The sequence below is a fragment of the Nitrospira lenta genome (genome assembly GCF_900403705.1).
GTDB lineage: Bacteria > Nitrospirota > Nitrospiria > Nitrospirales > Nitrospiraceae > Nitrospira_D > Nitrospira_D lenta.
The window spans coordinates 538,180-553,871 of sequence record NZ_OUNR01000001.1 but is presented as its reverse complement, the minus strand read 5'-3'; the positions used below and the strand labels follow the sequence as shown (position 1 = coordinate 553,871).

Annotated in this window: 14 protein-coding genes and 1 tRNA gene; all 15 read left to right on the top strand. The window is 56.4% G+C overall.

The annotated features are described in order from the left end of the window. Positions 1-155 precede the first annotated feature (155 nt). On the top strand, positions 156-2,105 hold the full coding sequence (dxs, locus tag NITLEN_RS02685; protein ID WP_121988026.1) for a 1-deoxy-D-xylulose-5-phosphate synthase: 1,950 nt from the start codon (positions 156-158) through the stop codon (positions 2,103-2,105). Between the two features lie 13 nt (positions 2,106-2,118). Beyond that, a complete protein-coding gene (ispG, locus tag NITLEN_RS02680; RefSeq protein ID WP_121988025.1) occupies positions 2,119-3,303 on the top strand; it encodes a flavodoxin-dependent (E)-4-hydroxy-3-methylbut-2-enyl-diphosphate synthase in 1,185 nt (394 codons plus the stop codon). 89 nt (positions 3,304-3,392) lie between these two features. After that, a tRNA-Cys gene (locus NITLEN_RS02675) sits at positions 3,393-3,467 on the top strand. 243 nt (positions 3,468-3,710) lie between these two features. Further along, a complete protein-coding gene (hpnH, locus tag NITLEN_RS02670) occupies positions 3,711-4,727 on the top strand; it encodes an adenosyl-hopene transferase HpnH (RefSeq protein ID WP_121988024.1) in 1,017 nt (338 codons plus the stop codon). A gap of 19 nt (positions 4,728-4,746) precedes the next feature. Then, a complete protein-coding gene (locus NITLEN_RS02665; protein WP_121988023.1) occupies positions 4,747-5,139 on the top strand; it encodes a hypothetical protein in 393 nt (130 codons plus the stop codon). Between the two features lie 279 nt (positions 5,140-5,418). Next, entirely contained in the window at positions 5,419-5,964 is a 546-nt protein-coding gene (locus NITLEN_RS02660) for a peptidase associated/transthyretin-like domain-containing protein (protein WP_121988022.1), read from the top strand. A gap of 207 nt (positions 5,965-6,171) precedes the next feature. Then, a complete protein-coding gene (locus NITLEN_RS17995; protein WP_181416593.1) occupies positions 6,172-6,729 on the top strand; it encodes a c-type cytochrome in 558 nt (185 codons plus the stop codon). Between the two features lie 34 nt (positions 6,730-6,763). Further along, positions 6,764-8,467, top strand: a complete 1,704-nt coding sequence (locus tag NITLEN_RS17990; RefSeq protein WP_181416592.1) for a cytochrome ubiquinol oxidase subunit I — start codon at positions 6,764-6,766, stop codon at positions 8,465-8,467. 50 nt (positions 8,468-8,517) lie between these two features. Further along, on the top strand, positions 8,518-9,321 hold the full coding sequence (locus tag NITLEN_RS02650; RefSeq protein ID WP_121988021.1) for a c-type cytochrome: 804 nt from the start codon (positions 8,518-8,520) through the stop codon (positions 9,319-9,321). Beyond that, the gene (locus NITLEN_RS02645) at positions 9,321-10,256 is read left to right on the top strand and encodes a QcrA and Rieske domain-containing protein (protein WP_121988020.1); all 936 of its coding nucleotides are present in this window, start codon (positions 9,321-9,323) and stop codon (positions 10,254-10,256) included. The genes NITLEN_RS02650 and NITLEN_RS02645 overlap by 1 nt, the downstream gene beginning before the upstream one ends. Positions 10,257-10,261: 5 nt before the next feature. Further along, positions 10,262-11,374 (top strand): cytochrome b, encoded by a 1,113-nt coding sequence (locus NITLEN_RS02640; protein ID WP_121988019.1) that lies wholly within the window; start codon positions 10,262-10,264, stop codon positions 11,372-11,374. 38 nt (positions 11,375-11,412) lie between these two features. Continuing rightward, positions 11,413-12,408: a hypothetical protein gene (locus NITLEN_RS02635; protein WP_121988018.1), complete on the top strand. Its 996-nt coding sequence runs from the start codon at positions 11,413-11,415 to the stop codon at positions 12,406-12,408. A 26-nt stretch (positions 12,409-12,434) separates the two neighbouring features. Continuing rightward, positions 12,435-14,291, top strand: coding sequence for a cytochrome ubiquinol oxidase subunit I (locus NITLEN_RS02630; protein ID WP_121988017.1), 1,857 nt, complete (start codon positions 12,435-12,437; stop codon positions 14,289-14,291). A 27-nt stretch (positions 14,292-14,318) separates the two neighbouring features. Then, positions 14,319-14,942 carry a c-type cytochrome gene (locus NITLEN_RS02625; RefSeq protein WP_121988016.1) on the top strand — a complete coding sequence of 208 codons (624 nt, stop codon included), beginning with the start codon at positions 14,319-14,321 and terminating at the stop codon, positions 14,940-14,942. 9 nt (positions 14,943-14,951) lie between these two features. Then, positions 14,952-15,671 carry a c-type cytochrome gene (locus NITLEN_RS02620; RefSeq protein ID WP_121988015.1) on the top strand — a complete coding sequence of 240 codons (720 nt, stop codon included), beginning with the start codon at positions 14,952-14,954 and terminating at the stop codon, positions 15,669-15,671. Positions 15,672-15,692 lie beyond the last annotated feature (21 nt).

The window sequence follows — 15,692 nt, the reverse complement described above, 5'->3', positions numbered from 1 at the left end:
CCACCTAACTGCTTGACAGCAAAGGGGCCTTGTGTAAAACTGAAAAGTAATTTTACCTTATATGGACAGTGATGCGGTTGCATCCACGTCTTCTGCCCCGTAGTCCGTCAAAACCAAGCAGAGTGGCTGAGATACGATTCAAGGGAGACCATCCTATGTCGATCCTCAAGACAATTCAAAGTCCGGCAGATCTCAAGCGGGTGTTGCCAAGCCAATTACCCGAACTGTGCGAAGAAATCCGTGAGCAGATCATTGGTACGGTATCGAGCGTCGGCGGACACTTGGCGTCGAATCTCGGCGTGGTGGAACTCACGGTGGCGTTGCATTACCTCCTGAAAACACCGGCCGATAAGATCGTCTGGGATACCAGCAATCAGGCCTACACACATAAGTTGCTGACGGGCCGTCGTGAACAATTCCATACGCTGCGTCAGTACGGCGGGCTCAGTGGATTTTGTAAAAGAGAAGAAAGCGAATACGATTCCTTCAATGCCGGACATGCCGGCACCGGCGTCTCGGCGGCATTCGGACTGGTCGAGGCGCGGGAGCAACTGAAGCAGAAAAACAAAGTCGTGTGTGTCGTCGGAGACGGCGCGATGACGGCGGGAATGACGCTGGAAGGGTTGCACCACGCCGGCGGATTGGGCAAGGATTTTCTGGTGGTCTTGAACGACAATCAAATGTCGATCTCGAAGAACGTCGGCGCCATCTCCGCGTACCTGAGCCGAACCATTTCCGGTGAATTCTACGGGAAGATGCGGGAAGAAACCGGTCAACTCCTGCGAAAGATTCCCCACATCGGTGAAGATATGCAGAAGCTGGCTCGCCGGGCGGAAGAGCTGGCGAAGGGTGCGATTCTTCCCGGGCTGCTGTTTGAAGAGCTGGGCTTTCAATACTATGGCCCGATCGATGGCCACAACTTCGAACATTTGCTCCCGACCTTGGAGAACGTGCTGAAGATGAAGGGGCCGGTGTTGCTGCATGTGATTACGAAGAAGGGGCTTGGGTACGAGCCGGCCATCAATAATCCGGTCTGGTTCCATGCCTGCCCGCCTTTTGTGCGCGAGACAGGTGCGCCGGCTAAAAAAGCCGCTCGCCCCTCCTATACTCAATTCGCCATGGACTCATTGGTGAAGCTGGCTCGTGAAGATCAGCGTATCGTCGCCATTACGGCGGCGATGTGCGAAGGAACCGGACTCACCGGGTTCGAAAAAGAATTTCCGGACCGGTTGTATGATGTGGGCATCGCCGAACAGCATGCCGTGACGTTCGCAGCCGGACTTGCAACGCAGGGTTTGAAGCCTGTCGTGGTGATGTACTCGACCTTCTTGCAGCGCGCCTACGATCAAGTGGTGCACGACGTGGCCACGCAGAATCTCCCAGTCGTGTTCTGTATCGATCGCGGCGGCCTGGTTGCTGAAGACGGCACCACGCACCACGGGGCGTTTGACTATGCCTATCTGCGGCATGCTCCGAATATGGTGGTGATGGCGCCGAAGGACGAAAACGAATTGCAGCACATGATGAAGACCTGTATCCAGCATGACGGACCGGTGTCGATCCGCTATCCGCGTGGGGTCAGCCTCGGCGTTTCGATGGACGCCGTTCCCGCCGCACTCCCGATCGGGAAGGGCGAGTTGATGAAGGATGGATCGGATGTCGCCATCATGGCCATCGGAGTTTCGGTCTGGCAGGCGATGCAAGCGGCCGAGCGGCTTACCAAGGAAGGTATTTCAACTGCCGTGGTGAACGCGCGGTTCGTGAAGCCGATCGATCAGGATCTGATTGTCGATGTGGCCAAGCGGGTGCGCTATGTGGTGACGGTGGAAGAGGGCTGCAAGATGGGCGGCTTCGGTTCCGCTGTACTCGAAGCGTTGTCCGATGCTCGTATCACCGACGTGACGACCAAGATGCTGGGGCTCCCGGATTGGTATATCGAGCAGGGTCCTCAGGATTTATTGCGTGAGCGGTATGGGCTCACGGCGGAAGGCATTTATCAAAGCGTCAAGGAACTGGTCGGGAAAGCTCCTGTCACGAAGCAGGATCGGTTCGCCGTCGGCGCGTCGCTCGATCATCTCCCGCACGGGGACGAGCAGGGGAGCTGAGCGATCTCACACCATGCATATTGCCAGACGAAAAACCAGGCAGATTAAGGTCGGTTCTCTCAAGATCGGGGGAGACGCCCCGGTGTCTGTTCAGTCGATGTGCTCGACAGATACCCGCGATGTGGCCGCAACGGTTGAGCAAATTCGTCAGCTGGAAACAGCCGGCTGTGAAGTGATTCGTGTCGCGGTGCCGGATGATGAGGCGGCTGCGGCTCTTCCCAAGATTAAGGCGGCGATGACCGTTCCGCTTATCGCCGACATTCACTTCGATCACCGGCTGGCACTGAAGGCCGCAGAAGTTGTCGATTGTGTGCGCATCAATCCGGGCAATATCGGCGCTTGGTGGAAAGTCGAAGAAGTCATCAAGGCTGTGAATGAACGGGGCATTCCGTTGCGCGTCGGGGTCAACGGTGGATCGCTGGAGCGCCATCTGCTCGACAAGTATGGATGGCCTTCTCCGGAAGCTCTGGCCGAATCGGCATTGAATGCGGTCCATGCTTTGGAAGATGTCGGCTTCACCAACATGAAGGTGTCGCTGAAAGCCTCCGATGTGCACCACGCCATCGATGCCTATTGGTTGTTCGCCCATCAATCAGATTACCCGATCCATATCGGTATCACCGAAGCCGGGACGGCTATGACCGGTGCTGTCAAGTCGGCCATGGGGCTTGGATATCTGCTCTCGCAGGGAATCGGTGATACGTTGCGGGTGTCTCTCGCGGCGGACCCTGTCGAGGAAGTAAAAGTCGGCTTTGAGATTTTGAAATCGCTGGAGCTGCGTCATCGCGGGATCAACGTCATTGCCTGTCCGACCTGCGGCCGCGTCGAAATCGATGTGGTGAAGATGGCCAACGAGCTCGAAAAGAAACTCGGTCATATCAAGACACCGCTCAACGTGTCGGTGCTCGGGTGCGTCGTGAATGGCATCGGCGAGGGCAAGGAAGCGGACATCGGCGTGGCTGGCGGCGAAGGCAAGGGAATTTTATTCAAGAAGGGCAAGCTCGTTCGCAAGGTGCCCATCGAAGAGCTGATGGATACGCTGATCGAAGAAGTGGAGCTTCTCGCAAAAGAAAAAGAGGCTGAGGCGAGCGGTGAGATCGTGGCCTCTTCCTCTCACGAGGGATGGGAGTCGCTAGGGCCGGATCCCTCGCAGTCGACGACGTTAGGTAAAGAGATTCCTGTTTTGCCCAATCGCTAGGGCGATATTTCCGCGCCCCGGCATGAGCTCCTGCTAAAACGGTTGTTGAGATACCAGATGAAGGCCCGCTATAATGCGCACCTTCGTGAGGCGCCGTACCCAAGTGGTAAGGGAGCAGTCTGCAAAACTGCGATGCAGCGGTTCGAACCCGCTCGGCGCCTCCAATTTCTCTCCGCCCGATCCTCTCGTCAAGAGTCAGAGCCTGTGCAGATCCTGTACGCGACGGGTGTGGTTATCTGATCGAGGTCGCAATGGCATGACCGGAGCATTGCCGGCACCGTGATCTGCTCGCGCTGAAATTGACGGGGTTTGGGGTAGGTGTTAAAATCCGCCGGATTTCGTAATGCTTCCATGTCCGGCTGCAATCAGCAGCCGTCACCATATAACTTCGTCGGAAGGAGTGGGAAATGGCCGTTCCGGTTTCCCAAATGTATACAGTCGCGTCGTACGTGCTTGGCCAGAAGTTCAAGCGAGTGAAGCGCTATCCGCTAGTCTTGATGCTTGAGCCGCTCTTTCGCTGCAATCTGGCCTGCGCCGGTTGTGGAAAGATCCAATATCCCGACCACATTCTCGACAAGCGATTGACTCCTGAGCAATGTTGGGCCGCGGCTGAGGAATGTGGCGCGCCGATCGTGGCGATTCCCGGTGGTGAGCCTCTGATCCATCCTGAGATCGGGCGGATCGTCGAAGGTTTGGTGGCGCAAAAGCGGTATCTCTACGTGTGCACGAACGCCATTTTGCTGGAGCGGAAACTCAAGGAGTTTACACCGTCAAAGTATCTGACCTTCAGTGTCCATATGGACGGGCTGAAGAACGAGCACGACCTTGCGGTCTGCCGGGACGGGGTCTACGAGATTGCGGTGAAGGCAATCAAAGAGGCGTTGAAGCGCGGGCATCGGGTCACGACGAACACCACGTTGTTCGATGACGCCAATCCTGACCGCGTGAGAAAGTTCTTCGACGAAATGATGGATCTGGGCGTCGAGGGCATGATGATCTCACCGGGGTACAGCTACCAGAAGGCTCCCGATCAACAGCATTTCTTGAAGAAGGCGAAGACGCGCGACCTGTTCTCAAAAATCCTGGGTCGGCCGAAGGCGAGATGGAAGTTCAATCAATCGCCGCTTTTTCTCGATTTCTTGATGGGGAAGAAAGAATATCAGTGCACGCCTTGGGGGAACCCGACGTACAACGTGTTCGGATGGCAGAAGCCCTGCTATCTCCTGCAGGAAGGCTACGCCACGACGTTTCGCGAGTTGATGGAAACGACCGAGTGGCAGGATTACGGGACGAGTAAGAATGAAAAATGCGCCGAATGCATGGTGCATTGTGGGTACGAAGCTTCAGCGGTCAGCGACACGTTCGGCACGGTGTCAGGATTTGCTCGGACCGCCAAGCTCACGCTGTTGCCTACGTCGCGGTAAATAAGGGGCGGGTTGTACTATGACGGACACAAAGAGCCATGAGACTGGAGGCAGCGGTTCGCTTGAGGGGCGGGTGTTTCGCCCTGCCTCTACTAGTGAAACCGCGGAGGCCATCGACCTCGCGTTCGATTACCGTGGCGATGTGACGCTCGAACTTCGCGCCGGCGAATCGCTCAAAGGGTACATCTACAACAGGCTCGCGACGGGCGCCCATCCTGTCATCGAAATTTTCCCGACCGACAGTTCCGTTCCTAGGCAGATTCCCTATGCCGAGATCGCCTCCATCGCATTTACGGGGGCGGATACTGCCAGCGGCAATTCATGGGAAGCCTGGGCATTGAAAAAAGACTCGGAGCGGCGCGCGGAGGCTGATCGTGTTGAGGCCGATGCGCGCGCGCGTGGCCTCCTCTAGCCGTTGCTACCCCATTCTTGCGAGCCGTCTGCCAGGTTTTTTCTGCCGGATTTCTCCGGCAAGCATAGCCGCTTTATTGTCGTCAACTGTCTTTTTATTCATTCGAAATTCATCGCGCGCACGGGCCATTCTTCCCCGTCCTGTAATTGACAAAAAATAGGGACCATGTTAGAAGGATCGGCCTCAAAATTGACTGGTGCAGTGGACGATATTCAGTGATTCGCCGCGCGTCGTAGCGCGCTATAAGTTGGGCCGGAATGAGAGGATTGGCACGGACGAGTGGAGTGGAAAACAAGAAGGAAGTCTGGCTTTCGGTGGATAGTCGTCGTCGCCATAGCTGGTATCTGCGCCTTCGTTGTACATCCAGCCGTTCTGTACGCCACTCATGAAGCAGACCATCGGTATACGGTCGAAGGATTCGTATGTAGCGCCGATGGGAAGCCGAGCGCCAATACCGAAGTTTTAGTCAAGGATACGCGAGTCTCATATGGGCAGACCGTCATTACGGATGACGGCGGGTATTATAGGGCGGCGTTTCACCTGCACAATGACAATCTAGGTGATCCGCTCCTGGTTGAGGCGAAGGGCGAGCAGCAGCATCATAAAATTCAGTTCGACCCGAAGGATCTTGAGAGCGAACGAAAGATCCAGGTCAATTTCGGGTCCGGTTGTGTGCATGATCGTTCGGCGCCTCCGGCCTGGTTGTGGATTGTTCTTGGGGTAGTCGGTGGGGCGGTGGCTCTCTTGGTTGGGGTGAAAGTCGTCCGGTCTCAGCGTAAGTCAGGTGGAAGGCGAGAGAAGGGGCAGGGTAAGCAGAAAAAGTAATCAGCCGGTCCGTGAGCATGATGGGCGCTTGCCGGAGTGGAAGGTTCGAGATGTTGGAGAATGTACAGCTGTGGTGTGTTGGGTGAACGCAGAATAGCGCTTTTGTAAGGGTTGGCCCCTTGCGGAGGCGTTTTTTTCTGCCTTGATGGTGAATGTGCCGGTCTTGAAAAGCTTTGTGGAACGCAGGAAAGGAGTGGAGGAAATTATATGAAAATGTCATGGCATTTGATGATGGTGCTGGGTCTGGGTTTGACGCTGGCTGGTTGCGGCGGAGGTGAGGGTGGTGGTGAAGGCCCGGTGGTTCCTCCTCCTCCTGCCCCTGCTGAGTACGCTGACAAGCATATGCCGGCCGGTTGGTGGGCGGATGCTGCCAAGCTCGAAGAGGGTCGGAAGTTGTTTATCGGCGAAACGAATCCCGATGTGAATTGTGCTAGCTGTCACGGTAAGGATGGCAAGCCGGTCAAGGCGGGCGCTCGCGATTTCCGCGTCAGCGATCGAATGAAGTTGTACTCCGATGCCGTGTGGTTCTGGCGTATTTCTGAGGGCGTGCCGAACACCAAGATGAAAGCCTGGAAGAGTAAGTTGTCGGACGAAGATCGCTGGAAGCTCGTGTTGTATGAGCGCAACTTCGGCTTGGCCGGTAAGGGCTGGGATGAAGGCAAGAAGGCGTGGGTTGATGCGGCGGCTGTGTCGGCGGCTCCTGCGGCGGCGGCACCAGCGGCACCTGAAGCGGCACCGGCTGCCCCGGCTCCGGCTGGCAAGTAGGATTCACTCTAGTGAGGAGGAGCGGCGAGGCATCATGAAAACATGGCAGCGCAGTCTCATGGCTCTCATTGCGCTTCTGGCGCTGTTCGGCGGGACGGCCTATGCGCAGGCACCAGGCACGCCGCCGGTTGAATTCCCGTATACCGGGAACCGGACAGCGGTCTGGATCGTCGCTCAGCTCCATATCTTGTTTGCGGGATTCATTCTTGGGGCTCCGATATTCGTGGTGATATCGGAGTGGCTGGGGTACCGGAAGCAGGATCCGCGCTACGATCGATTGGCAAAAGAGGTCACGAAGGTCACGGTTATTCTTTACAGTATGACGGCGTTGACCGGCGGATTGTTCATCTTCGTGTTGTTGGCGACCTATCCGCAGTTCACGACCTGGCTGATCAATCACTTCTTCATTGTCTTCGCCGTGATCTATCCGCTGCTGTTCATCGGCGAGACATTCGTGCTCTACATGTATTTCTATACGTGGGACTCATGGAAGGGGAACAAGAAGGCGCGTCACATTGCGCTTGGCGTGCTCTTGAATTTGATCGGGTCGATTACGCTCTTCGTGATCGACGGTCCTACCTCCTTCATGAACACCCCGGTCAAGGCTGAGGGCGTATCGCCCGTTGAGTTCCTGGCGACCGCGAGCATCTGGGACAAGATGTTCAACTACAGTTGGATGCCGCTCAACATGCATCGACTCGTCGGGAACGTGACGTTCGGCGGGTTCGTGGCCGGACTGATTGCCGCGTACATGTACATGGGGTCGACGAAGGACGAAGAGCGGGCCTATTACGATTGGATGGGATTCGTCGGCAATATGATCGGCGTGGGAGCGCTTCTGTTCCTTCCGTTCATGGGCTATCTGTTGGCCTATGAGTTGTGCGACTACGATGCGTCGATCTGTCCCTACATGATGGCTGACCAGTTATCGATGTTCTTTGAAATGCAGGGGGCGATGATCGGCCTCATCTTCCTGGCCAGTAACTATTACATTTGGCTCAGTATGAAGCGTATCGAGGGAGTCGAGAAGGTCCGCATGACCATCATCGCCCCGATCGTCATGATCATACTTCCCTTGGTCATGACCAAGGTGTTGACGGACTATCCGGCACCCGATCCTAAGTCGCTGATGTTCCTCGTGCCGATGTTGCTGGCGCCGGCCATTCTCGGCCGCTTTATCCCGATCACGGTCTCCTCGCGGACGGTCATCAAGATCGGCTTCCTGATGGTGGTGGTGGGAAATGCAATCTGGCTCACGCCGCACGGGTTTGCGCCGACGGGAGCCAAGCTGGTGGCTGAATTGGAATTGCCGTCAGATTGGAACTTCCTGGCGTTGATGCCGGCGAAGAATTCAGCGGCGTTCACACTCGTCTTTGTCACGGTCGTCAATTACATCATCTATAATCGAGCGGTGACGCAAGGGACCATCGTCTGGGGCAAGATCGATTATGCCTCGCAATTCGTCTTGATTTTCCTGGCCTTCAGCGCGATTTGGACGATGGGGCTAATGGGCGCGGTTCGCTCGCTCCTGCGGAAGTACTTTCACACGTATAACTTGCTGCCGGACTTTACGGCGGAATCGTTTACCCCGACCTTGGCGTATTCGGCGTGGTACATCACGGGTATTACCGTGGTGTTCTATGCGGTGGTCAGTTTCGCGATTATCGTGACGCTGCGCGCATCGCATCCCAAAGAGCATGCGCCTGAGGGCAGTCCGGTTCCGGCTGGGGCGAAGTAACGGTCGAATTTATCCTGGTGCATTCATAGGGATCTAGAACGAGGAGCATTATGGGCAAGGCAATCATCAAGATTATCGTCGGACTCGTGATCGGCGTCGGCCTCTATGTGGCCACGATGGCGCTTGATTTTCCGCCTGTCTTCCGATGGCTTTTCTTTGGGTATGCCGTGCTGGGTACCATCGTGTTCCTGATTCTGGATGCGCCGACGATGAAGGTGATGAGCGGCGGCAAAGCGCTCGTGTCCCTCCTGGTCTTCTACGCGATTTTGTGTACGGTATTCATTTCCGGTGCGTCGCTCTGGCCGCAGTACGATCCGGAAGATGAAAAAGGAAAAATCGTCAAGATTCTGAAAGGCAAGCCCAACATACTCGATCCCTGGAAGGCCGATGAAGTCATCGCGCGCACCAAGGAATTGGATCTCAAGGCTAAGGAATTGACCGAGCGGATCAAGGCGCTGGGGACCGTGCAGGGCGCTGCCGGTCAAGAAACCGGCGCGGCGGCGGCCCCTGTGGCTGCGGGCGCCTCCGGCGGCGATGTTCTCAAGATCGGTGAAGAGCAATGGCAGCTTCAGGAGTGCTACAACTGCCACAAGTTGAATGGCGAAGGCGGGAAGAAGCGCGGCCCAGAGCTCGATAATATCGGGACGCTCTTGCCGCAAGAGGAGATCGCCAGAAAGATTCTCGATCCGAAGTCCTATAAGGCGGAAGGCTTCGATGCCGAGTACGACAAGGGAAAGATGCCGGATAAATATAAGGACTTGATGGAGCTTAAGGATGTGCAGGCCTTGGCTGCCTGGCTCGCGACGTTCAAGAATACGTCGGTCAATACTCCGAAACCCATCAAGATGAAGTAATGATGCAGCCGAAACTCACATCCAAAGTCCGCGCGACGGACCGCGAAATCGGGGAAGTCTCAAAGGTCATCGTCGATCCGCTCTCGCACGAGATCAGCCATATCGTTGTGTCGATGAATGGCAACGGGGAGCGTCAGGTTCCCATGACATTCGTGCAGGCCGTGACCGACGACCTTGTTGAATTGCGCGCCGCCGCCGGCGACATTCTCGAGCTGCCGCCGTTCAAGCGTGACGACTATGTGACGACGCACGAGGTCGAGATCGCGCATCTTGAGGACAAGATTCATGTTACGCCGGGTGAAGTGCTGGTGCCCTTCCCTGAGCTGGAGAAGAGCGTCAAGCGCCGTACGTTCTTCATGAATTTCACCCACGTCATCGGTTTCTTGATCGGCCTTCCGATTGCCTTTCCGGTTCTGCGCTACCTCATGAAGCCGATGTATTCACCGTTCGATAATGGGTGGCTGAAGATCGGCAACGTCAGCAAGATTAAGCAGGACGATATCGGCTTCCAGTTTAAGTACAAGCGCAAGGTCAAAGAAGCCTACATGCCGGAATCCGAGATTGAAAAAAACGTCTGGGTACTGAAGGTGACTCCTGCCGTTCAGGAAAAGATCTACCAGGGCAAGGACATGGAGTTTAAGGATGCCTCCGGGAAGACAGTCTGGACGAACAAGAAAGATTTTCCCTATGTGGCCTATTCAGGGAAATGTCCGCACTTGGGCTGCGGTTACAAGTGGCGCCAGCATAAAGTCTTGGGGCAGGTATTCCTGTGTCCCTGCCATTTGAGCATCTATGACGCGTCCGGAAAAGTGCTCGACGGACCAGCACCGCGCGCGCTCGACTCGCTTCCTATTCGGGTATCGGCGACGGGCGAAGTCGAAATTATCGATATGGAATTTAAGGCCGGTACTAAATCTCAAATCCGGATCATCTGATCACTATGCAACAGACACCGCCCTCCTCAACTGAGCTTTCCGCACTCGAAAAGGTCATTGCCTTTGTCGATGAGCGGGTCGGCCTTAAGACGATTCAAGCGAAGATGCTCAATGAGCCGGTTCCCGGAGGCTCTCGCTGGGCCTACGTCTTCGGCTCCATTCTTTTGTTCATTTTCATCATGCAGGCCGTCACCGGCATTCTGCTGATGTTCTACTATGTGCCGACCGCCGACCACGCGTTTGCCAGCACGCAATACATCATTCATGAAGTCGATTACGGGTGGTTCCTCCTTAGTTACCACTTCTGGGGCTCCACTGCGATGGTGGTCTGCGTCTTTGCGCATATGTCTCAGGTCTTTCTCTGGGGTGCCTACAAGAGCCCGCGTGAATTGATCTGGCTGGTTGGTCTGGCTCTCTTCGGCATCGTCATGGGTTTTGGGTTTACCGGCTATCTGCTTCCGTGGGATCAGCGCGCCTATTGGGCGACTACGGTCGGCGTGGAAATCATGGACAAGACGCCGGTCATCGGAGATTTCATGGCCCGCTTCCTCAAGGGGGGGGCGATTCCAGGACAAATGACGCTCAGCCGCTTCTTTGTCGTACATGTGATGATTCTGCCTGCGGCCTTGATGGGCCTGGCCGGTTTGCATATTTTCCTGTTCCGAGCGGCCGGTCCTGCCGGTCCTTTCCGCGGCACGACCGAGGAGATCAAGGCGAAGACGGACTACTTCTTCCCGCGCCAAATCTGGAAAGATATCGTCGGGATGATCGCCGTGTTTTTCACCATCTGCGCGCTGGCCTTCTGGGAGCCGGTGGTGCTGCTCGAAGAAGCGACGCCCGATCCGGGCGACTATCATCCTGAGCCGGAGTGGTATTTCCTGTTCCTGTTTCAATTGTTGCGGCTCAAGATGTTCGGCGGCGAGTTCGGTCAGTTTCTGGGCGCCATCGCCTTGCCGGGCGCGTTCATGGCCCTGCTGGCCGCGTTGCCCTTCATCGACAAAGATCCGGAGCGGAACATTTTCAAGCGCCCCATTGCCCTGATCGGCTGGATTGTCGTGATGGCAATGATTCTGCTCTTTACCGTGGCCGCCATTATCAACCGGGAATTTTTGGACTAGTTGAGCGGGGCGACGTGAACCGCGCCCTAGATGAAACTATGACCGAGCGAGAACTACCATCCCCTGTCAAGCTTGGATTGAACGTCCTCTGGTCCACCTGTTGGACCGGGTTCCCAATCAAGATCGGCATTTGCCTTTTGTTCATGGCGCTGGGCCTCATTCACTTTGAGACTCGGATCGGCTTGGCGTTTTTGATGTATCTCGCCAGTCCCGTGACCGTGTTCGCCATGCCGATTCTCGCCATGGTGGCCGAGCCGCATCTCGGGGAAGGCGCCGGGATTGCCCTCCTCTTTCTGATTTGTATTCCCATAGATATTTGGGCTACCGGGGTCGTGGCTAGGACATTCTTTCTCGATAAGCTCGGCAAAGAGCCTCCGGAGGGACTTGGGTTATCGCTTTGGCTCAAGACCGCTTTCGTGGGCGCGCTTTTTATGCCGATTTTGTGGGTGGTGGTGAGCTTTGCCACGCAGACGTCTATCGAATTGTCGCACAGCCTCTTTGAAACGGAGATGCTGAAGGCGGTTCCCGTTGCCGAAAAAATTGGGATCGAACTCACTCTTTGGGGCGGCGCCTCCACCACGGTTCTCATCGTCATGATGCTGTTGGGTGTGTCTCTTGTCGGACGCGTTATCAGGAGTGCGGCTCAGAGCGCGGCTCCGGCAGCAGGGGACTATCAAGCGTTGGTGAAGCGGTGGGATCTGATGCGTGTGCCGGCCGATCAAGGGCTCATGCTGACGGCCACGACGCTGGTGGGCGCGGTCCTCTCCATGCTGTTTTGGTCCGGCCTGCCGGTGAGTACGCCCCATCCGCACGAATGCTGCAAAAAGCCTGAAGTCAAAGCCGCGCCGCTCTACAAGCCAGTTGATACGCTCAATAAGGCTGAAAAGAATGTGGCCCAGCTCGCGGTACAGGTCGAGGCGCTTGAAAAGCAGAAAGCCGAAGAAGAGGCAGCCAACGAGAAAGATAAGGGGAAGGCCGGCAAGGCCAAGCCCGCTGATGCCAAGGCACCGGTGAAGGCTCCAGCAACACCCTAAGACTGGGCGACGGAGAGGTGATATCCATGATGCAACGGCCTGGAATGTTTGAACGGCTTATTCGGTTCTGTACCGAATCGCCTGCTGCAGTGGCTGCCTTCGTGGCGACCCTGGGGGCGCTTGCCGCTCCGGTTGTCGGGTGGGCGGCGGATTCCGGCGGTGCATCGGCCGTGGCCTATCGTGACGTGCCCGGTATCGGGAGCCGGAACCTGGTATGGATCGTCGCGCAGCTGCATCTTTTGCTCGCGGGTTTCGTGCTCGGTGTGCCGATTTTCGCGTGGTTGTGTGAAGTAGTCGGCTGGAAGAGCGGAGAAAAGCGGTACGACAAGCTGGCCAAAGAGTTTACCAAGCTGTTGAGTTCCGCCTATTCGACCACTGCCTTGTTCGGCGGTATTCTGTTGTTCATCCTCATCGGCGCCTATCCCAAGCTGATGGCGTATCTTAGCGACATCTTTTTCCCCTCGTTCATGGTCTATTGCGCGTTGTTCCTGCTCGAAACCGCCACCCTCTACATGTACTGGTATGGGTGGGATGCCATGTCGGAAGGCCGCAGCAAGGTCTTTCACCTGGTGTTGGGTTTCCTGCTGAACGTGTTTGCCTTCTTCATCATGATCATCCCGAACTCCTGGGCGACGTTCCAGGCGAGTCCGGTCGTCATTGCCGAAGGGTCGGATATGGCGAGGGCCTGGGCGGCGACGTGGAATCCCACGTGGTGGCCGGTCAATATCCATCGGCTGATCGCCAACGTCGTGCTCGGCGGCTACATCTGCGGCGCGTATGCGGGTATTCGTTATCTCTCCGCGCGGACCCCGGAAGAACGCGAGCATTATGATTGGATGGGGTACGTCGGAAATTTCATCGGCGTATTCGGTCTGCTCCCCTTGCCGTTTGCCGGCTACTGGCTGATGCGTGAAATCTATCAGTACAACCAGCAGATGGGCATCACCCTCATGGGTGGATTCCTCTCTTGGCTGTTCATTCTACAAGCCATGTTGATCGGCGTCTTGTTCCTTGGCTCCAATTACTACTTTTGGATGGGCATCACGCATCGCATCCCTGGGTCGGAGCTGCGCTATCGCAAACCGATTTTGGCCATGCTCATTATCCTGCTGCTCTGTCTGGGCGTCTGGATGACTCCCCACTCACTCGTGGCGAGTCTGGAAGAGGCCAGAAAGATGGGTGGCACGCATCATCCCTTGCTGGGCGTCTTCGGCGTCATGTCGGCCAAAATGACGGTGTCGAATCTCATGATTCTCGTCACCTTCATGAGCTTCATCATGTACTGGCGGGCCGGTAAGGAAGACACCGCGACGTGGGCGAAGCTGGCCAACGCCGTGATGGGCGCCGTGCTCATCATTGCGGGTATCGTGGTGGTGGTGTTGGGCGTCTGGGGTTACTTCGTCCCGGCCATTGTCCGCATCAACTACTTCTCGACCTCTCAGGTGTTGCTCGTCATCTTTGTTATGGTCACCATCACGCCATTGACGGCGTTGCTCCTGAAAAGCGCAAAAACTACCACTGAGATGGTCTGGGGGAAAATGCCTCCGCGCGCTGGATATGCGTTGGTGCTGAACGCCATCATGGTTATTCTCCTGATGACCTTGATGGGCTATGCGCGATCCTCCTCACGCGTCCACTGGCATGTGTACGGGGTCATGCGAGACTCATCGCAATACGCATTCTCTCCTGCCTTGGGGTATGCTGCGGCGCTGATGGCTGCCAACACGTTTATGTTCTGCATGATCGTGGCGTTCATCTTCTGGGTGGCCACCATGGGCGATAAAGCGAAACATACGCACGGCGGCAATGAAAAGAGTGGCGAAGGCCATGGGGCGTTGCCGGCTATGGCGGGTGGCTCTCAAACATTGGACAAGCAGATCTAACCGGATCGTCTTGCTCAGAGGAGTCCTATGAGTGAAGTCGTCAAATTGCAGTTGATTGGCCTCTCGGTTATCGGGAGCGGAGTCCTTATTCTGCTTTTTATCCGCTCGCAGTTTTTGCGGGTGATCGGATTTGTGGCTATCGTCCTCGGCCTCTTCTCGCTGGTCGCCTTGGCGGTACCCCAGATGGCCTCCTTGCCACCGGCGGAAGAAAGTATCGATATCGCCAGTATCAAGACGCCGGCCGATATGGCCTCGATCGGCCAGAAGATTTTCTTCAGCAAGGGCCAGTGCGCCCTCTGCCATACCATTGGTCCGAGCGAGTCCGCCCGCTGTCCCGATCTCAAAGGTATCGGGGCCAAGCTGAGCCGGGAATTCATCTTCGAAAGTTTGACTCAGCCGCAGGCCTACATCTATCTCGACTATCGCCACGAAGGGCTGCCGAAGGAATATCCGGCCCGCATGCCCTACATCAATAAGAATCCCATCGGGCTGTCAAAAAACGAAATTCTCTCCGTGATCGCGTTCCTGCAGCAGATGAGCGGCGAACCGATCTCGGTGAATCCGTCTGAACTGGAAATGCCGGGGGCGGCTCCGGCGGCTCCCGTGAAGTCGGCTCAAGCTGAAACCGTGACTGTCGCGCAAGCGAAGTAAGGAGGGGATATGGGCGGCTCCCTCGTGAGACCAGTAGTGCTGATTCTTTTGATGTATGTGTTTCTGAAATTCGTCGTGCCGAATATTCCAGGCTCCGCGCCCTTGCCGTCCAGCCTGATTTTTCTCTACCTCATGCTGACGACGACGGGCATCGTCATTTTCGCGACCCTGAGCCGCGAATCGAAGGACGCCTTCTTCGCACCGATTCTGAATTTTCTCACGGGCGAAAACATCGGTGCCATGCAAGCCGCCCGCTACGGCTTCTTGATCCTCTTCCCGTTGTTGGTCGGCTGGCAAACCTACGGGAGCACCGCGACGAGCGATGCGCCTCCCGCGGAAAACCGCACCATCCATCCGGCTCCTCCGGGAGAGTACACCGGCCTGTCGAATCCGGTCTCGAAGACGCCTGAAAATATCATGCAGGGAAAGGGCTTCTACGCCGCCTTCTGTTCGCCCTGTCACGGCGGCAAGTTTGACGGCAAAGGCCCGGCGGCTCGCGGCTTCAATCCCCCGCCCGCCAATTTCTCCGACCCCACAACGATCGCCATGCTCCAAGAAAGCTATTTGTTCTGGCGGATCAAGAAGGGCGGCGTCGGTCTCCCGATCGAGGGCATGCCCTGGAAGTCGGCGATGCCGCGCTGGGAAGTGGAATTGCCGGATGAGTGGATCTGGAAGATCATCATGGGCGAGTACGACGGCGCCCACCAGTCACCGAGAACGTGGGAATAATGCGACGCGACGATCGGTCGT